Below are 20,137 nucleotides of genomic sequence, written 5' to 3' on the forward strand. Positions count from 1 at the left end.
TCGGAAAGGATCAACACGATGTTGCAGAAAACCAATCCCGTCAAAGCCGCCTGGGGGTCGCTGCGCAAAGGATTTGTCGCAGTTGCCTTCTTTAGCCTGTTTCTGAACCTGCTGATGCTGGCTGGACCGATCTATATGCTGCAGGTCTATGACCGTGTACTGACCAGTCAGAACGCTGATACGCTGATCGCCCTGTCGCTGCTGCTGGCGGGTGTCTTTGTGGTCATCGCCTGCCTTGACCTGATACGGATGCGCATTCTGAGCCGACTTGCCGCCCGGTTCGAGATGAACGTCGGCGCCCCTGTACTTGGGGCTGCCATGAAACGCAGGGTACAGGGTGAAGCTGGCGCGGGCGACAATCTGGTCGAGGACGTGAACGGATTTCGCGAGTTCCTCTCGGGCACAACCCTGACCGCTTTTTTCGACGCCCCGTGGATACCGATTTACCTGTTGGTTCTGTATGTTCTGCACCCCCTTCTTGGATTGCTCGGACTGGTCGGGGCTTTGACGCTGACCGCTATGGCGCTGATCAACAATGCCCGTGCACACAAGCCGATGCAGCAGGCAGCACAGGCGCGCGGCCGCTCGGATGCGCTGTTTCGAACCGGAGATACCAATGCCGAGCTGGTCCATGCGTTGGGCATGAAGTCCGATCTGGTTCGGCGCTGGACTGCTTTGCAGATCGAGGCACATCGCCAGAAGACCCGTGTCGCCGACCGGATCGCCAGTTTTTCGGTCATGTCCAAGACACTGCGCATGGGGCTGCAATCCGCAGCTCTTGGTCTTGGCGCGGCACTGGCCATCACAGGTGAAACCACAGCAGGCGTCATGATCGCGGCCACGATCGTGCTGGCCCGTGCTCTGGCCCCAATCGATCAGTTGATCGGGCAGTGGCGCACCTTTCTAGCCGCGCGTGGCTCATATGCCAAGATCACACAACTCACCGAAGATTTTTCGGAAACACCTGCCAATCTGCACCTGCCCCGTGCTTTTAAGTCTCTGGACGTGAGAATCGCGCAGGCGGGTCCGCCACGCGCGGTCAATGCCACCCTGCGTAGTATTGATTTCAGCCTGTCTGCCGGCGATGTGCTGGCGATCATCGGCCCCAGCGGTTCCGGCAAAACAACGCTAGGCAAGATGCTGGCCGGGATCTGGCACCCGCAACGCGGCGAGGTTTTGTTGGATGGCAGCCCGATGTCGAAATGGAACCATGAAGATCTGGGTGAGCAGATCGGCTATCTACCGCAGGACGTGGACCTGTTTGACGGCACGATCCGTGAAAACATCGGTCGCTTTGCAGTTGCCATCGACGACGCCGAGGTCCTGCGCGTTGCTCGCGAGGCCGGAGTGCATGAGCTGATCAGCAATTTGCCCGACGGGTATGAAACGCGCATCGGTCAGGGGTTTTTCCTGTCCGGCGGACAGCGGCAGCGCCTTGCCTTGGCCCGCGCTCTTTATGGTGATCCGTTTGTGCTGGTGCTGGATGAACCCAACTCGGACCTGGATGAGGATGGCGAAAAAGCCCTGCGCGACGCTATTCTAGCGGCTCAGGCCCGGGGATCGATCAGCATCGTTATGACCCATCGCCCTGCCACATTGCAGGCGGCCAACAAGGTCATGGTCATTCGCAACGGGTCACAAACCCAATTTGGCGACAAGGACGACGTGTTGAAGGTCAAGGCCCGCAACGTGCTGAAATCCGCGGCACAACGCGCAGCCTCCGGCAAACCTGCCCTGTCCCTTTCAGAAACCACCCGCATTCAAGGAGCCGCCCAATGACCCGGATCGTTCCCTTTACTTCGAGCAACTCCTTGCCAGACCTCTATGATGCGCAAGTTGTCGACATGACCGAAACCACACCCGGCATCCGGATGTATGTTCTGTTTGGTCTCTTCACCTTGCTGGCCTTTGTCAGCGGCAGCATCTACTGGGCTTTTGCGTCCCGGCTTGACGGTGCTGTTGTCGCGCCTGCGTCCTTTGTCGTCGAAGGCGATCGCAAAACAGTTGAGCATTTGGACGGCGGCATCGTCCGGTCCATTCTGGTCGCCGATGGTGAAGCCGTCGAGCAGGGGCAACCTCTGATCCGTCTCGATAGCACCGAGATCGACGTTGATCTCAGCGTGCTTGGCAGCCAGATCGGAGAGCTTTCCGTACGCCGCGCACGCCTAAACGCGCAGATGCAGGGGTTGGCTCAGTTTGGTGAAGCCGCGGCGTTCCAGAACTTTGAGGAAGATATGAACCGTCTGCATTGGTCCTCGGCCTTCCTAACGCAGAAACAACTGTTCGATGCGGAATACCGCGCCCGCGCGACTGAAGCAGAGATCAACGCGCAACGTATTTCGGCGCTGCGTGATCAAATCGATGGCCTGAATGAGCAACGGATCAGCACGCAGAACCAGATAGCAATCACACGGACAGAGTTGGAAAGCCTGCGGACCCTTCTAGACAAAGGCTTGGTTGCCGTCACGCGAGTGAGCTCACGGCAGATTGAGGTTGAACGGCTTTCGGGCGCTGATGCTTCGCTTCGGACACAGATTGCCCAGGCAGAAAACCAGGTCAGCGAGTTGCAATTGACAATGATCAGCCAGCAAAAGCTACGGGATGAAGTACTTGCCAGTGAGTTGGCCGTTGTCGATGCCCAGCTTGACCTCTTGCGCCCGCAGTTTTCCGGCGCCGTGGAACGCCGCAAACGGATCGAGATCCTTGCGCCAGCCAGCGGCCGTGTTGTGAACCTTGCCGCGTCGACCACAGGCGGGGTGATCAGACCCGGTGAACACATCATGGAAATCGTGCCTGCAGATCAAGCGCTGATTGTCGAAGCCCGTGTGAAACCAGGTGACATCGACAAGCTTAATATCGGTCAGGCCACACGTATCCGCCTGTCCGCTTTTGCCCAAGCCGATGTGCCCGAGGCCCAAGGTGCAATCTTTGATATCTCGGCTGACGCATTGGAGGACGAGCGGACGGGTGAGGCCTACTATGAAGCGCGGGTCAAACTGGATGAACAGCAATCCGAAGAGGTGGCGGCTTTGGAACTGGTGCCCGGTATGCCCGCAGACCTGTTCGTCACCACAGGCGAGCGTTCTGTGATCGCTTATCTGGCACAGCCCGTCAGCGAACGCTTGGCGCGAACTTTTATCGAGTAAAGAGTTTCACAAGACTTTTACCCGTAGGTTGATCAGTATCGAGTGTTTTGTTGAGTGAGCGATGGTCTGTGTCCCATTTCGGGGCACGGGCCATCACTTTTAAAAATTAGCACCCGTAACGGGCCAAGAACATGTCCACAGCCTGTGTCGCAACTTCGTCTATCTCACTCTGACTAAAGCTGTTCTGAATACCAAACGCCGCGCGGGTCCATATACGGACCTTACACAGTTCGGAAAACTGCTCGGCCGCGATTTGCACGTTTTCTATCGCCAGTTCCCCTTTGGCCACGGCCTTTTCCAGATACTCTACCATCTGCCGCTGGCCGTTTTTTGGCCCCGCCTCATAAAACGCGAGGCCAAGCTCGGGGAAACGGTCCCTCTCGGCCACACAGATCCGAAACACTTGCTGCGCGAATTCCGAGACCAGAAAAGCGGTCAGCTGCGTGGCCGCGATTTGCAGCACTTCGCGCGCCGGTTTGGTCTCATCGATCATCGAAATAATGCGCTCTGACATCAGGCGGCATTCCGTTTGCGCAACTTCCATGAACAGCAAGCGCTTGTCCGGGAAATAGCTGTACAGGGTCGCCTTCGACACACCGGCCGCGCGGGCTATGTCGTCCACGCTTGCACCTTCAAACCCATCTGCCATGAAAACCTCTCGGGCCCCGCGCAAAACTTGGTCGAACTTTCGGCCTGTGCGCAGGATGGTGGCAGTCTGAGTCATGTCTTCTCCGGGATCATTGATTGCGCCAGCTTATAAACCGCTCGGTTCAGATACAATGGTTTTCAACTTTTTTGAGAAAACCTTCCGATCCGTCGTTGGCGGTGACAGGGGCTTGCCGCGCGCGCAAACCGTGCTAGGAATTTGCCCATGGTCGATGTCTTTTTGCGCACACTTCCCTTTTTTGCAATCATCGGTCTGGGCTATTGGGCTGGACGCACACGGTTTTTCAGCGCTGAGGCAACTGCCTATCTGACCAAGTTTGTTTTCTACTTTGCGCTTTCGGCAATGTTGTTTCGGTTCGCGGCCACATTGCCCTTCGCCGAGATCTTCAATGCAGGCCTTATCCTTGGATATCTGATCGGTACGGTTGCGGTTTATGCTCTGGCGACATGTGTCGCATGGTTGCGGCGGCTGGATGTTCCGACAGGCGCAGTCGAGGCGCAATGCGCGGCCATCGGCAATGTCGGCTTTCTGGGCTTACCCATGCTCGCGCTTTTGTTCAGCGAAGCCGCCATCGGTCCGGTGATGATTGTTCTAACAGTTGATCTGGTCGTTTTTTCATCCCTCATCGTGATTTTGATTAATGGCGGGCGTGATGGCAGGCTGATGCCGGCCACGTTCAAACTGATTGGTCTGGGTCTGGTCAAAAACCCGATGATCGTGTCCATTTCGGCAGGGTTGCTCTGGTCATCTCTTGAGATCCCAGTTCCCGGACCTTTGTATGATTTCCTGACCATTCTAGGTGGCGCGGCCACGCCCGGCGCATTGTTCGCCATCGGGGCGTCTCTGGCGGGCAAATCGGCAGAACGCATCGAAATCGCAGCCTGGCTGAGTTTTTGTAAACTGGTGGTCCACCCGATCTGCGTTGCGGTTGCTCTGCTCTGGCTTGTGCCAATCGACATCTTCCCGGCCACGGTTGCCATTGCGGCAGCCGCCTTGCCGGTCGCCGGCAATGTGTACATGCTGGCCGCGCATTACGGGGTTGCTCCTCAGCGGGCCTCTGCCGCCATTCTGCTCTCGACTGTTTGCAGCATTTTGACAGTACCGCTTGCCATCGCATGGCTGAATGGTCTCTGACCTTCACCTTTTCGAAAAATACTCTCGCCGAAGGCTGTCGGACTTTACGCCGGGTCTTAGGATCGTTAGCCATATCGCGACTCTAATGTAAGGACCATGCCTGATGGAAACCCTCTCGGAAAACGCCTGTTTTGGCGGAGTGCAGGGCGTATACCGCCATGCCTCTTCGGCTTGCCAATGTGACATGACCTTTGGCCTTTTTCTTCCGGCCGAGGCGAAAGATGGTCCGGTTCCGATCCTGTGGTACCTCTCGGGCCTAACCTGCACCCATGAAAACGCCATGACCAAAGCCGGTGCTCAAGCCTGGGCCGCAGAACAAGGGATAGCCATCGTATTCCCTGATACGTCGCCGCGTGGCGAAGCGGTTGCGGACCACGAAGACTATGATCTGGGTCAGGGCGCAGGGTTTTATGTAAACGCGACGCAAAACCCATGGGCCCCGCATTTCCAGATGTGGGACTACACTGCTGAAGAACTGCCCGCCTTGCTGGTTGAAAACTTTGCAATCGACAGCGAACGCCAGGCTATCACCGGACATTCCATGGGTGGTCACGGAGCCCTGACGCTGGCGATGAACCTGCCCGGACGGTTCCGCTCAGTATCGGCCTTTGCACCGATTTCGAACCCGACAGGTGCAGATTGGGGCCGTAAGCAGCTTAGCGCCTATCTGGGCGGTGATGAGACCCTCTGGGCCAAGCATGATGCGTCTTTGCTAATGAAGGAAAAAGGGTTCGATGGCCCGATTCTGATCGACACCGGCGCCAATGACCAGTTCATGGACCTGCTGCGCCCCGAAGCACTGGCCCAAGCCATCGCCGAACGCCGTCAGCAGGCGACATATCGCTTTCAGCCGGGTTATGACCATTCGTACTTCTTCGTTTCCACCTTCATGGAGGACCACATCACGTTCCATGCTGAAGCACTGTACGGAGACTGAGGAATGAGCAAATACGATTACGACCTGATTATCATCGGGTCCGGCCCTTCGGGGCGATCCGCTGCCATTCAAGCCGGGAAACTGAAGCGTCGGGTATTGGTCATCGATCGCAAAGATCGGTTTGGCGGAGTGTCGGTCCATACTGGCACTATCCCATCCAAAACCCTGCGCGAGACGGTGCTGAACCTCTCGGGCTGGCGTGAGCGCAGCTTTTACGGCCGCTCATATCGGGTCAAAGATCAGATCCGCGCCGAAGATCTGAAGGCCCGTCTGCATATGACGCTCGACCACGAGGTCGACGTGTTGGAGCACCAGTTCAACCGCAACCATGTCGATACGCTGGATGGCCTGGCCAGGTTCATTGGGCCTCATGAGGTGGAAGTCGCCACCGATGCCGGTGAAACCACGCGGGTGACAGCTGCCAAGTTTCTGATCGCCACTGGGACCAAAACCTACCGCCCGGAATACGTACCATTCAACGGCAAGACCGTGGTCGACGGCGACGAATTTCTGGAAATGGCAGAGATTCCACGGTCACTGGTCGTTATTGGCGCGGGCGTCATTGGGGTCGAATATGCCACAATGTTTTCGGCCCTGGACGTGCGGGTGACATTGGTCGAACCGCGCGACACTTTCCTGGACTTCATCGACAGCCGTTTGATCCATGATTTTACCCATCAGATTCGGGAAAACGGCGTTGACCTGCGATTGGGTTCGGCTGTTGAGAAGATCGAAGATGCTGGCGAGCACGTGGAAGTGACACTGGAAAACGGTCGCCATCTTCGGGCCGAAATGCTTCTGTTCGCAGCCGGGCGCATGGGCGCGACGTCAAAACTCAATCTCGATTCCGTTGGGTTGGAAACAGACCACCGCAACCGGATCAAGGTCGATCGCAAGACCTATCAGACATCGGTGTCGCATATCTATGCGACCGGCGATGTCATCGGGCACCCCTCTCTGGCCTCGACCTCGCTGCAACAGGGACGTGTGGCCGCCTGTCATGCACTTGAAACACCCACGTTGCCGGAAAGCCCTTGGTATCCTTATGGCATCTATTCCGTGCCCGAGATTTCCACTTGCGGCATGTCCGAGGAAGAACTGCAGGAACGCGGTATCCCCTATGAGGTTGGTGTTGCCCGGTTCCGCGAAACATCACGCGGGCATATCATGGGGCTGGAGCACGGGATGCTGAAAATGCTGTTCTCGCTCAAAACCCGCCGGGTCTTGGGTGTGCAGATCGTTGGCGAAGGCGCGACCGAGTTGATCCACATCGCGCAGGCTGTGTTGAACCTTAAGGGCACTGTGGATTACTTCGTTCAGAACACGTTCAACTATCCAACTCTGGCCGAAGCTTACAAGATTGCCGGGCTGGATGCGTTCAATCGGATGCCGATCCCCGAAGAGTTCAAGGTGCGCAAACAGCCAGCCGAGCCCGCCAAGAAGGAGGCCAAGAAGGCGTGACCACGCTTTATGTCGATGGCGATGCCTGCCCCGTGAAGGCTGAGGCTGAACGGGTTGCAACACGGCACAAAGTGCCCTTGGCGCTGGTGTCCAATGGCGGGCTTCGTCCATCGGCCAATCCGCTGGTGCAGGTCATCATCGTCTCGGAAGGTGCTGATGAGGCCGACAAGTGGATCGCCGAGCGGTGCGGAACTGGGGATGTGGTTATAACATCCGACATCCCTCTGGCCGCCAAGTGTGTCGAGACAGGCGCGCGTGTTCTGCGCCCGAATGGTGAAGCCTTTACAGCGGCAAACATTGGTCAGCAGCTGGCGATGCGCGATTTGATGGCAGACCTGCGCGCGGCCAATCCACTTGGTGCGGGTGGTGGCGGACGACCGTTCAGCAAAGCGGATCGGTCCCGGTTTCTGGATGCTTTGGAACGGGAAATTCGCGCTGCCATGCGAGGTTAGCGTGACCTTCAACCGGTCAAAATACTGACGCCGAACTGGAAACGCCCGTTTACAAGTCCTGCGTAAGAACGCACCTTATGTTTGAATTCTGGTCAGACCATTCGAACACGGAGACTGCATTATGCAAGTACAGGGCACTCACTATCGATCGATTTGGTGGGACAAGTCGCGGGGTGAGGTTCGGATCATCGATCAACGCTGGCTACCGCATGATTTCCGGGTCGTGACCTTGAAAACGTTGGATGAGTTTGCAGCGGCAATTCGGGATATGTGGGTCAGGGGTGCGCCTCTGATTGGCGCAACGGTCGCTTTTGGCATAGCTGAACAGATGTCTCGTGACAGTTCCGAAGCCTCGTTTGATGCGGCATATGAAGTTCTGCACGCAACCCGCCCAACCGCAATCAACCTGCGTTGGGCTTTGGACAGATGCCGAGAGGCCCTGATGCCGCTGGCCGCGTCTGATCGCGCCGAACGCGCCTGGGCCTTGGCACAAGAAGTCGCGGATGAAGATGTCGAAATCAATGCTGCGATTGGTCGACACGGGTTGGAGCTGATCAAGGAGATCGCCGCGCGCAAACCCGCGGGTGAACCGGTACGGTTGTTGACCCATTGCAATGCGGGCTGGCTGGCAACCGTGGATTGGGGTACGGCCACAAGCCCGATGTATCACGCGCATGACGAGGGCATCCCCCTGCATGTTTGGGTGGATGAAACCCGGCCCCGCAATCAGGGTGCGTTGACCTCATGGGAATTGGGCGAGCATGGCATTCCCCATCGATACATCGTGGACAATGCCGGCGGCCACCTGATGCAGCACGGGCTGGTTGATCTGGTCATCACCGGCACGGACCGCACCACAGCACAAGGCGACGTGTGCAACAAGATCGGCACCTACCTCAAGGCTTTGGCAGCGCAAGACAATGGCGTGCCGTTTTATGTCGCCCTGCCCTCGCCCACAATTGACTGGACTGTACGTGACGGTGTGGCCGAAATCCCGATTGAGGAACGCGATGCACGGGAAGTGAGCCACGTCATGGGTGTCGATGACAGCGGGGAAATCGCGGATGTTTGTGTAACCCCAACAGGTACGGAAGCCGGCAATCCCGCTTTTGATGTTACACCGAACAGACTTGTGACCGGGCTGATCACAGAGCGTGGTGTGTGCGCTGCCTCAGCCGAAGGGCTGACAAACCTGTTTCCGGAAAAGGTTGGTTAACTTTTTGTTTAAGCCTGTACACGAACCTGCCGCAAACCCTTAGGGGCACGTGCGCTTAACTTGCTGAGATTGAGAATGATTGAAAACTGGTACAAGGCAGAAGAGGCCCAGAAATGGCGCGAACAGGCCGGGGCCGATCCGGCCGATCAGGAACTGGGTGAACGTGTCTACACCTCGCGGCTTATTGGTCAGAACCCCGATCTGTTGATGCATGGCGGCGGCAACACTTCGGTCAAGCTGGAGCGCCCGGATCTGTTTGGCACGCCGCAGCGTGTTCTTCATGTCAAAGGGTCGGGATGGGATCTGGACAGTATCGAGGCGCCGGGCTTGCCTGGGGTTTGGCTGGATCCACTGAAGGAACTGCGGGCGTTGGGTCATCTCTCTGATTTCCAGATGGTCAACGTTCAGCGTGCCAACCTGTTGGACTCCGGCTCTCCGAACCCGTCTGTCGAGACGTTGCTTCACGCGTTTCTGCCGCACAAATACGTGGACCACACACATGCGACCCCATTTCTGGTGTTGGCAAACCTGCCCAATGCCGAGGAAATCTGTCGTAAGATATTTGGCGACCGGCTGGGCATCGTGCCTTATATTATGCCGGGCTTCGGCTTGGCGAAGAAAGCGGCCGAAGTGTTCGACGCAAATCCAAATGTCGAAGGGCTTTTGCTGCTCAATCATGGGCATTTCACCTTTGGTGCCACGGCCCGGGAAAGCTATGACCGGATCGTTTCGCATACCAATGAGGTCGCTGCCTATTTCGGCATGAAAAAGCTGACGACGATCGGGCGGCGCGATCCCGCAACGAACCTTGACGCCCTGCCGATCCTGCGCGGGGTCATCGCCGAGGTCGCGGTCCGACGAGACGATGCTATGCCTGTCTTCGACTTGCGTAACGGACCGGAAGTCATGCAGTTCTTTGACCGGTCGGATCTTGAGGAGCTATCCCAGCGCGGCATGGCCTCGCCGGACCATGTGTTGCGCACAAAGGGATGCCCGCTTGTTCTGCGCGCGTCTGACCTTGCAGCCGGAAGGGCGCAGCTCAAGGCAAAAGTCGAAGCTTTCGCTGACGCTTATCGCGCCTATTTTGACCGGCAGGCACCACAGGTGGATGAACCCAAGACGTTGCTGACGCCAGATCCCAAACACGCGTGGATCGAAGGCGTCGGATTGTTGGGTATTGGTGCGAACGCCAAGGCCGCCTCAATCGCCGCTGACCTTGCAGAGCAGAATGTTCGTGTCCGTTCCGTGGGTGAAGACGCGGGCGGATTTTACCCGATCGGTGAAAAAGACCGTTTCGATTGCGAATACTGGTCGCTTGAGCAGGCAAAACTTGGCAAGAGCGCACCTCCGCCGTTGCAAGGCCGGATCGTGATGGTCACCGGCGGTGCGGGTGCAATTGGGCTGGCGACAGCCAAAGCCTTTGCACGCGCCGGGGCCAACATCCTTTTGGTGGATCGGGATGAGACAGCACTGGAAGAGGCCCGATCAGACCTGGGTTCCTGGCACGCAACATTTGCCTGCGATGTAACCGACAAGGATGCCCCAGACGCAGCAATGGCTGCTGCGGTCCATCGGTTTGGGGGTCTCGACATTCTTGTCTCCAACGCCGGGACTGCGACCTCGGGCGCGTTGCTGGAGCTTGGGGATGAAGAGTTTCGCCAAGCTTTCGAGCTGAACTTCTTTGCCCATAAGGCTTTTGCAACACGCGCCGCGCAGGTGATGCGGGCACAAGGCCGGGGTGGTCAGATCTTGTTCAACATCTCGAAACAGTCCATAAATCCAGGCCGCAATTTGGGCGCGTATGGTACGCCCAAAGCCGCCACCCTGTTCCTGATGCGCCAACTGACGCTTGAACTGGCCGAACATGGTGTTCGCGTCAACGGCATGAATGCCGACCGCATTCGATCCGGACTGTTGACGGACGGGTTCATTCAGGAACGCGCCGCAGCGCGCGGGGTGTCTGAAGAAACCTATATGTCTGGCAACCTGCTTGGCCGCGAAGTTGAGGCGCAGCATGTGGCAGATGCCTTCGTCGCCTTGGCGCTGATGGAGCGCACCACGGGACATGTTGTGACCGTTGACGGAGGCAACACCGAAGCCGAACTGCGATAGTGCCCAACAGCACTTGCATCGCTCCCTGACCTGCGGCTTGGAAACTGACCTCAGGCCGGGATGGCTGAGCGGTTTTCGCGGATGGGCAAATGCACGATTGCGCTGAACGCCCCGATTGCGACGCCAATCCACCAGACCATGCTGTAATCGCCAAACTGGTCATACATGCGACCGCCCAGCCAGACGCCCAGAAAGCTACCAAGCTGATGGCTGAAAAAGATAATGCCGTACAGCGTGCCCATATACCGCAAACCGTAAAGATGCGCCACAAGACCCGACGTTAGCGGCACAGTGGCCAGCCAGAGCGACCCCATCACCAGCGAGAACACGATGACCGAAAGCGGCGTGATCGGGAGCAAGAAAAACAACGCCGCAGCCAATGTTCGACCCGTATAAACGGCGGCCAACAGGTATTTCTTGGGAAAATGGTTCCCCGCCCATCCCGCCAGCAACGTGCCGCCGATATTGGCCAAACCGATCACCGAAATCGACACGGCCCCAAGCGCTGAGGTCGAGGTGATGCCGAGGGAATGCAAGACACCACCGGGCTGGATCGGGCCACACATCTCGGTCACAAAGGCCGGGAAATGGGCGGTGATGAACCCCAACTGATATCCGCAGCTGAAGAACCCCAGAAAAATCAAAGCATAAGAAGGATCGCGGAACGCCTTACCTAAAATCTCGCCCATGCTTTCTTGCAGTTCCGCCCTGTTGACGGGTTTCGGCGCGCGCATGAAAGGTAGGGCAAGCACAAGCGCCAGGATCGCAACCGCAAATATGATGAAAACCTGCTGCCAGGGCAGGAAGGTCATGAGCCATTCGGCGATGGGCGCGCCGAGAACCTGCCCGAAACTGCCTGCTGCTGTGACGATCGCAAGCGACATAGAGCGGTTTTCGTCAGAAGACGCGCGTCCAACTACGGCCAGGACAACACCAAACCCGGTACCAGCGATACCGAAACCGACCAGCCACGCATAAGTTTGGTGCTCGAAAGGCGTGACGGACCACGCTGAAAGCACCATACCGGCAGAATAGGTCAGAGTACCGATCACGATCGCCTTGCGATCACCCACCTTCTCAGCAATCGCGCCAAAGATCGGTTGTCCGATGCCCCACGCCAGGTTTTGGATGGCAATTGCCATTGAGAAATCAGTACGCAACCAACCAAACTCATCCGCAATTGGAATCTGGAACACGCCGAACGATGCACGCACGGCAAAACTGACAGTGATGACGATGCATCCGACGATCAGGATCGGATTCAGCAAGCGGGCGGATTGGGGCATCGGGACCTCGGGCGTTTCGCCCGAAGGACCGTATCGCTTTGGCGGGCGACGTCAATTCAGCAGATTTGCGGTCACGGATAAGCAAATTTGATGTGCCGCGAAAATTGGTTTCTTTTCAACGGGCGATAGGGCGTTTAAGGCTCAGAGTTATGACGGATCTGATATCGCTATACGAGGCCCGCGTCGCGGATGGAACCCTGACCCGCGATGACGCACAAGAGGCTGTTCTGCCTCAATTCGAACGTATCCGTGCGGCGCTGTCTGAGCCGGTCAAACGCGGTTTCTTTCGCAAGGCTCCTCCGCCGCCCAAAGGGTTGTATCTTTGGGGAGGGGTCGGACGCGGCAAATCGATGCTGATGGATATGTTTGTCGAAACGCTAAGCGAAATACCTGCACGGCGTGTCCATTTCCATGCGTTCATGCAGGAAATCCATGCTGGGATGCACAAGGCTCGGAAAGAGAATGTCGAGGATGCCCTGGCACCTGTGGCCAAAGATGTAGTCAAATCCGTCCGGTTACTGGCATTTGATGAGATGCAGATTACGGATATCACCGATGCAATGATTGTCGGACGTCTGTTCGACCTATTGCATGAGGGGGGCGTGGTGGTGGTAACGACCTCGAACCGGCACCCGGATGATCTTTATAAGGACGGTCTGAACAGGCAGCTGTTCCTGCCTTTCATTGCGCATATCAAAGAACAGCTTCGGGTTTGGGAACTGGTTTCGCCGACGGATTACCGCCAAAACCGGCTGGAAGGCGCGCCGGTTTATTTTGCGCCAATCGGCCCGGAAGCCCGGCAGAAAATCCGAGAGGTTTGGGTGGACCTTGCAGGCGGCCCTGCGGAACCGCTTGTTTTGCAAGTCAACGGCCGCGCCGTTGAACTGCCCGCATTTCGCAACGGGGTCGCACGGGCCTCGTTCTACGATCTGTGTGGACGGATGTTGGGACCTGCTGACTATCTGGCAATAGCCGACGCGGTGAAAGTGCTGGTGCTCGAAGACATCCCACGCTTGTCGCGGAACAACTTTAACGAAGCCAAGCGGTTCGTGACCCTTATCGACGCGCTTTATGAGTCCCGGGTACGCTTGATCTGTTCAGCAGCGGCCGAGCCCGAGATGCTGTATGTGGAAGGTGAAGGGACGTTCGAATTTGAACGCACCGCCTCACGCCTGCGGGAGATGCAGGATAAAGATTGGGGGACATAGGTAGGGGGCTTTGCCCCCGACATGCTGCGCGGGCTCCTATGGTGCACTTAGGGCCAGATGAAAGGGCGCGGCACGTGCCTAGCCGTTTTCGCGCAGGATATTGCCCGCAAGGTAGAGCGAACCGCAGATCAAAACGCGGGCTTGAGGGTCCTGGCTTATGATCGCCGCCAGCGCGTCTGAAACGCTGTTTGCAGTAGACGCTGGCAAGTCGACTTTTGCCGCCGCAGCCGCAGTTTCTTCTGCGCTGAGCGTAGCGGCCTCTCCCGGAATCGAAACGGCCGTCAGACTTGCAGCCTGCCCGGCCAGAGGTGCGAGATACCCGGTCACATCCTTTGTGTTGAGCATACCGCAGATCAAGTGCGTCGGTTTCTGAGGCAGCTTTGCCAGCACATCAGCCAGCGCAATACCCGCTGCCGCATTATGACCGCCATCCAGCCAAAGCTCGGCCTGTGGTGCCTGTTCGACCAACGGGCCGGTTTTCAGGCTTTGCATACGGGCCGGCCATTCGGCTTTGGTCACGGCTGCCTCATAGGCATCATCACCAATATCCAGATTGCGCAAAATCGCCAGGGCTGCGCCCGCGTTCTGAATTTGGTGTGCGCCCAGCAGGTTGGGCAGTGGAAGATCCCGCAGCCCGGTTTCGTCCTGATAGATCAAGCGACCGTTTTCTTCATACACATGCCAATGTTGACCATGGACCAACAAAGGCGCGCCCAGACGGGCGGCCGTGTATTCAATGACCTCAAGAGCTTCGTCCTGTTGGGGGCCGACGATGCAGGGCACGCCGGGTTTGATGATCCCGGCTTTTTCGGCGGCGATCTTGCCCAGAGTATCGCCCAGAAACTGCTCGTGGTCGATCGAAACTGGCGTGATTACAGTCACGGCTGGACTTTCGACCACGTTGGTGGCGTCCAGACGCCCGCCCAGGCCAACCTCAAGAAGAGTATAGTCCGCTTTTGCTCGGGCGAACGCCAACAAAGCGGCACAGGTGGTTATTTCGAAATAGGTGATGTTTTCACCGCCATTAGCGGCGTAACATTCGTCCAGAACAGCGGTCAGATCAGGTTCTGAAATCAGTTTTCCAGCAAGACGAATTCGCTCATGAAATCGCGCCAAGTGAGGCGAGGTATAAGCATGTACCGAGCGCCCTGCCCCCTCAAGCCCGGCGCGGATCATGGCCTGAGTCGAACCTTTGCCATTGGTACCGGCAATATGGATAACCGGAGGCAGCTTGAGCTGCGGATGATCCAGCGCAGCCAGAAGACGCCAGACGCGGTCCAAGGTCAGATCAATGATCTTGGGGTGCAACGCCATCATCCGATCAAGAATGGCGTCAGATGTTTGAGCGGTCATTTCTGGCTGGTCTCTTCGGCCGGTGCCTCAGCAGCTTCTTCGGGTGTTGGCGGGGGCAGATCGCCCATGATTGCCGGAGGTTGCTTCATCAGCATTCGGGTGATGGAAATTAGCTCATCACGCATTTTGGTACGCTTGGTGACACGGTCCAGCATACCGTGATCCAACAGATATTCGGCGCGCTGGAACCCTTCGGGCAGTTTTTCCCGAATCGTTTGTTCAATAACGCGGGGACCGGCAAAGCAGATCAAGGCGTTGGGTTCCGAGATATGGACGTCGCCCAGCATCGCGTAAGACGCTGTTACACCCCCGGTGGTGGGGTGTGTCAGAACGACGATATAGGGCAGTTTCGCCTCTTTCAGCATCTCAACCGCAACAGTGGTCCGCGGCATTTGCATCAGGCTGAGGATACCTTCCTGCATCCGTGCGCCGCCAGCAGCGGAAAACAGGATCAGTGGACGCTTGAGCTTTACTGCCTCTTGGGCGGCAGCAATGATCGCGTTGCCGACATACATGCCCATCGACCCGCCCATAAAGGAAAAATCCTGCGCAGCTGCGACAATCGGAGTGCGGCCAATTTCACCCAAAGCAACCAGCATCGCTTCTTTTTCGCCGGTCTTTTTCTGCGCCGCTTTCATACGGTCGGGATATTTCTTCTGATCGCGGAATTGCAGCGGGTCGTCCTTGGGGGCCGGAACGTCAACTTCTGAGAAGATACCACCATCGAACAGGTGCTTGAACCGGTCACGAGGTGTAATCGCCATGTGGTGGTCGCATTGGGTGCAGACATTCTGGTTCTCAGCCAGTTCGCGGTGGAACAGCATCGTTCCGCACTCGTCGCATTTATGCCAGAGGTTTTCTGGCACCTCGCGGCGCGAGAAGATCGAGTTGATCCGGGGACGGACGTAATTTGTGATCCAGTTCATGTCGGAACCTTGGCTTGTGCGGCGTTGACGTCAAATAAGACGCCACGCAAGGAAATGCAATCAGCGCCTGAGCGCAACCCGCGCAGCAAGCCAGCAAACAAACATCACCGCCAAATCCACCACTAACCAGGGGCGAAGCTGGTCTGCGTCGGATGTGTCAAAGGGCAACAGGAACAGGGACAACCCGCTGAGGCTGTCAGGAAGAGAGATGAACAGCAGGGCGATGAGGTTATTGAAGAAATGCAAGGCGATGGCAGGCCCCAGCGTTCCCGCGCGAGCAGTCAGATCAGATGTCAGGAGGCCAAAAGCAAGGGCCCATGCAGCGATCAAAAGCGCGTTGCTCCCGGCCATGTCCGGCGTGTAATGGCCTGCAGCAAACAGGACCGATGGCACGCCCATCCATATGACAGGCGACTTGAACCGGGCGGCAAGAGTTTGTTGGATATACCCCCGAAACAGAACTTCTTCGGCGCTGGTCTGAATTAAGACAGCAAGCGCGGCAACCGGGAACAACAGCATCCATGTTGCAAACGGCAGATTCTGGGTCAATTCATCGCCCAATCCGTACGGCGGAAGCAGAAATCCGATAGCGCCCAAGATCAGGAGTGATTTCAGCACTTTCAGAAATTGTGCCACGGCGAGGCGGCGGTCGCCGACGATGGACCACAATGCGCGATGCTGAAACCAACGCGCGGCAAGGGTCACACCAAGGGTTATGAACCCAAAGCTGCCCAACAGCAGAAGCAGCGCCATTGGCGAACTTCCCAGCAGAAGCTCCTGCGCCCACTGATCCGGGCCCATCCCTACGAGCACGGCGAAGAAGACCATGTTCAGAAGGCTGACCAGCACGCCGATCAACAGAAGACCCAACAGCAGACGCCAGATCTCGGGCCGCGCGCGTGCGGTCTCTGTAAGGTATGCGTGAGCGGAATATGCCTTAGGCATTCTTTAGGGGATCCTCTGCTTCATGAGATACTGAAGGCAACACATCTTCAGGATTTTGAACACCATTGATCCTGTTGGACAGCGTAGTCAGATATCCTGCGACAGTACGGAGTAGCTGTGTCGCCACAGATGCATCGCTTTCCACCACAGCACGCAGTTCCTCAGCTCCGATACGCAGGAAACGACAATCCTTGGTCGCGATCAGATCCAATTGACGATTCTCTCCGGTGATGATCGAAAGATCCCCAATAAGACGCCCTGGTTCGATGATTGAAATCGGGCGCTTTGTTCCGTCTTCGTTGAACCAATCCAACCGAGCCTCACCTGAAATGCACAGATAAGCGGCATCCGGGGCCTGCCCGCGAGAGAATATGACTTGTCCAGCGTTGACCTCATACCACTGGGCCGAGAACGCCAGGAGCCGCTGGTTTCGGCCGTCCAGCCCGGAAAACAATTCCGTGCCCGATAGAATTTCAAGCTTCCGGCTCAGATCGTCTGAGGTGCCGCCCGTATGCTCGAATTTGCTGCGGGAGACTCCGTCAATCCGGCCGTCCTTGATTTCGACAAACAGATCATAGGCTTCGGGATGGGCAAAATGATCCTCCATGAAGATCATGATCGAGTCGGGCAAAAGCTCTCGCAGTTTCAAGCGTGTACGCAACCGGCTTTCCGAATCGTGGCTGGCCAGCGCTTTGTCCAAAACCAGGATATCAGGTCGCTTGATCCCTGCGCGGGAAAACGCGGCGCGTTCTTGAAAGACGGTGGGCAAGTTGTTACCGCCAAGACCCGAAGGCAGATCATAGATGATGGCAGCGGCCCTGCGGCGCAGACCCGCTTCGTTCAGCGCATCAGCCACAACGTCTTCGATATCATCTGCATGTGCGCCAGCCATCAGAGATACACGACCATAGATTGCATTCTCCATGACCGTTAGACGGTGCACATAGAGCTCAGGCGTTACCGGCGTGAACAAACCATTCATCGCTCCACGCAGCCGTTCCGCCTGGCTTTTGCGGATCGCTAGGATTTTGTCTTTGTATTCTTCGGGGAAATCCGGGCCGATCTGCTCAGCAGTCAGAAGGAAGGGAACGGTCAGCAACAAGGCGCGGTCTTCCTGACTGAGCGCAATATCACCCTTGACCTTGCGCTGGTCTTCTATGTCGAGCAACCTATGAAACATGTCTTTCGATATACCCAGCCGCAGGAACAAGGGGTGATCCGCACCCTCCCGCCCGAATGTTTTGCCAAGCGTGTCCAGGACCGCGTTGGAAATGCTCAGGGCATCGTCCGCCAGATCATGCGCGTTGAGCATTTTCATGAACCGGGCATCCTCGACCAGAAAATCGGGTGAGATATCCCGTGACGGTGCCGCATAAAGCAGGTTTCCACCTAACGGAACCGCCGGGTTAAACAGATCCGGATCGAATCGGTAGACATATCGATCCAGACCCTTTGCTTTCAGACGTTCGGCTATCGTTTCTCGCAGATTGACCACTTCGCGTGCTAAAACTGGATGGACTTCGGGATCAAATTGCGTGCGCAGCGTTCGACGGAACATGAACTCGTCGATGCCCATGGCTTCGACCAGTTGGAACCACCAATCACGGATGTCTTCGATATCGTCCAGACCAGCCAAGCCGGGATCAATCCATTCATCCTCCAGCGAATCGGAGGGATTGCCCGACCGGACCGCTTCGATCTGCTTGCGGGTCGGAACCCGCATTGCCTCTGCCTCGCGTTTCGGATGTGTTCGCAGCGGCATCATCAGATTGTCACCCAGCGTTCCGTCAAACAGGTAAGGGCGAGAATAGGCATAGCCAATCCGTGCGGCAATCACGGCCTGATGCAGAGTATTCAGGCTGTGCCCCGCAACGATCACATCCCCCTGAACCGGTAGAATCTCTCGGGTCAGAAGCTGACCCAGAGCACTTCGTTCCGAGGCGTGAGAAGACTGGATGGCGACACGGGCCCCATGCGGGATGGTCAGATCCAGATCCTCCAGAATGGTTTTGCCGTCGCTATCTCTGACCGTCACATTGCGCAGCTCAATCGCCCCGTCCAGGCGCGGCATCGACTCGGGCTTTCCGGAAAACAGTTCTTCGGGGATCATCTGGTCGGGGGCAAACCGTTCTGTCACAACCTCCCACCGCAGTGACATGTCCTGGACCTGGTTGTAATAGGTCAACAGATCCTTCCAGGGGCCGCTCAAATCCTTGTACGCCCCTAGCGCCGCCACCAGAGCCCCCACCGTCACCTCGCCCGTGATCGCCAGATAGCCACCCACGGAATAGAACAGGAAGGGCGTCATCTGAGTGATCAGATTGTTGAGAAACTTCATAAAGAATTTTTTGTTGTAGATCTTGAACCGGATCTCGAACAATCTTCCCAAACGGTCGCTGAACTGAGCCAGTCGATACCGCCAGCCGCCATTGGTGCGCAGGTCGCTGATGCCCGCAGCACTTTCGCCGATTTCCGAGCTCAGACGCCGGACTTCCTGAATACGGTCTTTGTTCAGCAGGTTGATTTGTCGCTGCAATTTGGGAATCAGCCAAGCCTGCAGGGGGATGAGCGCAATACTGGCCAGCCCAAACCACACGCTTTGCATGAACAGGAACGTAACGATGGTCATCATTTGACCAAACTGGAACACCGGCTGAGCGATCGCATCGCCCATCAGGCCGCCCATCGGCTCGGCTTCGGACGTGATCATTGAAACCAGCTCACCCTGACTGGTGGTGGCAAAATAGGACTTTGGAAAGCGCATTGAACGTTCAATCAGCATGAAGCGCAACCGGCGCAACATGCGCTCGGCCAAAACGCCCTTCATCGTGTTGATGCGCATCTTCATTAGGCCGCTGGCGATCACTGTGCCAAGAAAGGCGACGCACAGTATCAACAAGTAATGAACCTGCGTTACCGTGATGCCCCAGATACTGACGGTGTCACCCGGAGCACCGATGGCATCGTTGATGATCTGCTTGGGCAGCTCCAATGACGCGTAGAGGAACGGAAATGACAGCACCGTCAGCAGCAATAATATCAACTGCTGTTTCTTCGAATACTTCCAAATAAAAGAAAATAAAGTGGGCTCCATGTCCTGGCCTTATCGATAGCTAAACGGATGTGTGGCTAAAACCGGGTGACCCATTTTGCAGGAACCCTGACGGTAAGCGGTGGTCCTGTCTAATGCAAGAATAGACAGGCACACACTCATCCACGGGCAGCTATCCTATTTGTTGGTGGCACCCAACCGGAAAACGAAAGGCAAAAGTAGCAATTATGTTATTGCGGGTT

15 protein-coding genes are annotated in these 20,137 nt (G+C 56.9%); 9 read left to right on the forward strand and 6 right to left on the reverse strand.

What is annotated here, in order from left to right; all coding sequences use genetic code 11:
- Positions 1–18 precede the first annotated feature (18 nt).
- Together AC2FJZ_RS04345 and AC2FJZ_RS04350 are read left to right on the forward strand one after the other, a co-directional pair.
- Complete coding sequence (locus AC2FJZ_RS04345; RefSeq protein ID WP_496776195.1) at positions 19–1,779, forward strand: type I secretion system permease/ATPase; 1,761 nt, start codon at positions 19–21, stop codon at positions 1,777–1,779.
- Positions 1,776–3,146 carry an HlyD family type I secretion periplasmic adaptor subunit gene (locus AC2FJZ_RS04350; protein WP_496776196.1) on the forward strand — a complete coding sequence of 457 codons (1,371 nt, stop codon included), beginning with the start codon at positions 1,776–1,778 and terminating at the stop codon, positions 3,144–3,146. Before AC2FJZ_RS04345 ends, AC2FJZ_RS04350 begins: the two co-directional genes overlap by 4 nt.
- A 106-nt stretch (positions 3,147–3,252) precedes the next feature.
- Here AC2FJZ_RS04350 and AC2FJZ_RS04355 read toward each other — a convergent pair whose 3' ends face one another.
- Entirely contained in the window at positions 3,253–3,870 is a 618-nt protein-coding gene (locus AC2FJZ_RS04355) for a TetR/AcrR family transcriptional regulator (protein ID WP_496668075.1), read from the reverse strand.
- A gap of 147 nt (positions 3,871–4,017) precedes the next feature.
- On the opposite strand from AC2FJZ_RS04355, the gene AC2FJZ_RS04360 reads away from it, so the two are divergent.
- From AC2FJZ_RS04360 to AC2FJZ_RS04385, 6 genes are all read left to right on the forward strand, one after another.
- On the forward strand, positions 4,018–4,947 hold the full coding sequence (locus tag AC2FJZ_RS04360) for an AEC family transporter (RefSeq protein ID WP_496776197.1): 930 nt from the start codon (positions 4,018–4,020) through the stop codon (positions 4,945–4,947).
- A 103-nt stretch (positions 4,948–5,050) separates the two neighbouring features.
- The gene (fghA, locus tag AC2FJZ_RS04365) at positions 5,051–5,884 is read left to right on the forward strand and encodes an S-formylglutathione hydrolase (RefSeq protein WP_496668077.1); all 834 of its coding nucleotides are present in this window, start codon (positions 5,051–5,053) and stop codon (positions 5,882–5,884) included.
- A gap of 3 nt (positions 5,885–5,887) precedes the next feature.
- On the forward strand, positions 5,888–7,345 hold the full coding sequence (gene sthA / locus AC2FJZ_RS04370; RefSeq protein ID WP_496668078.1) for a Si-specific NAD(P)(+) transhydrogenase: 1,458 nt from the start codon (positions 5,888–5,890) through the stop codon (positions 7,343–7,345).
- Positions 7,342–7,797: a YaiI/YqxD family protein gene (locus AC2FJZ_RS04375; RefSeq protein ID WP_496668079.1), complete on the forward strand. Its 456-nt coding sequence runs from the start codon at positions 7,342–7,344 to the stop codon at positions 7,795–7,797. Before sthA ends, AC2FJZ_RS04375 begins: the two co-directional genes overlap by 4 nt.
- 121 nt (positions 7,798–7,918) lie before the next feature.
- Positions 7,919–9,013, forward strand: a complete 1,095-nt coding sequence (mtnA, locus tag AC2FJZ_RS04380; protein WP_496776198.1) for an S-methyl-5-thioribose-1-phosphate isomerase — start codon at positions 7,919–7,921, stop codon at positions 9,011–9,013.
- A 75-nt stretch (positions 9,014–9,088) separates the two neighbouring features.
- Positions 9,089–11,125 (forward strand): bifunctional aldolase/short-chain dehydrogenase, encoded by a 2,037-nt coding sequence (locus AC2FJZ_RS04385; RefSeq protein ID WP_496776199.1) that lies wholly within the window; start codon positions 9,089–9,091, stop codon positions 11,123–11,125.
- Positions 11,126–11,175: 50 nt separating this feature from the next.
- Here the strand turns inward: AC2FJZ_RS04385 and AC2FJZ_RS04390 are convergent, their stop codons facing one another.
- Complete coding sequence (locus tag AC2FJZ_RS04390; RefSeq protein WP_496776200.1) at positions 11,176–12,411, reverse strand: MFS transporter; 1,236 nt, start codon at positions 12,409–12,411, stop codon at positions 11,176–11,178.
- 149 nt (positions 12,412–12,560) lie between these two features.
- On the opposite strand from AC2FJZ_RS04390, the gene zapE reads away from it, so the two are divergent.
- Positions 12,561–13,619, forward strand: a complete 1,059-nt coding sequence (gene zapE, locus AC2FJZ_RS04395) for a cell division protein ZapE (protein WP_496776201.1) — start codon at positions 12,561–12,563, stop codon at positions 13,617–13,619.
- 78 nt (positions 13,620–13,697) lie between these two features.
- Here zapE and AC2FJZ_RS04400 read toward each other — a convergent pair whose 3' ends face one another.
- From AC2FJZ_RS04400 to AC2FJZ_RS04415, 4 genes are read right to left on the reverse strand one after another with little or no spacing between them, the layout of a single operon-like run.
- Entirely contained in the window at positions 13,698–14,972 is a 1,275-nt protein-coding gene (locus tag AC2FJZ_RS04400) for a bifunctional folylpolyglutamate synthase/dihydrofolate synthase (protein ID WP_496776202.1), read from the reverse strand.
- Positions 14,969–15,898 (reverse strand): acetyl-CoA carboxylase, carboxyltransferase subunit beta, encoded by a 930-nt coding sequence (accD, locus tag AC2FJZ_RS04405; RefSeq protein WP_050603831.1) that lies wholly within the window; start codon positions 15,896–15,898, stop codon positions 14,969–14,971. Before accD ends, AC2FJZ_RS04400 begins: the two co-directional genes overlap by 4 nt.
- A gap of 60 nt (positions 15,899–15,958) precedes the next feature.
- Positions 15,959–16,843 (reverse strand): CPBP family intramembrane glutamic endopeptidase, encoded by an 885-nt coding sequence (locus AC2FJZ_RS04410; protein WP_496776203.1) that lies wholly within the window; start codon positions 16,841–16,843, stop codon positions 15,959–15,961.
- The gene (locus AC2FJZ_RS04415) at positions 16,836–19,937 is read right to left on the reverse strand and encodes an ABC transporter transmembrane domain-containing protein (protein ID WP_496776204.1); all 3,102 of its coding nucleotides are present in this window, start codon (positions 19,935–19,937) and stop codon (positions 16,836–16,838) included. The genes AC2FJZ_RS04410 and AC2FJZ_RS04415 overlap by 8 nt, the downstream gene beginning before the upstream one ends.
- Positions 19,938–20,137: the final 200 nt, after the last annotated feature.

The organism is Ruegeria sp. CDSA079, assembly GCF_059612245.1.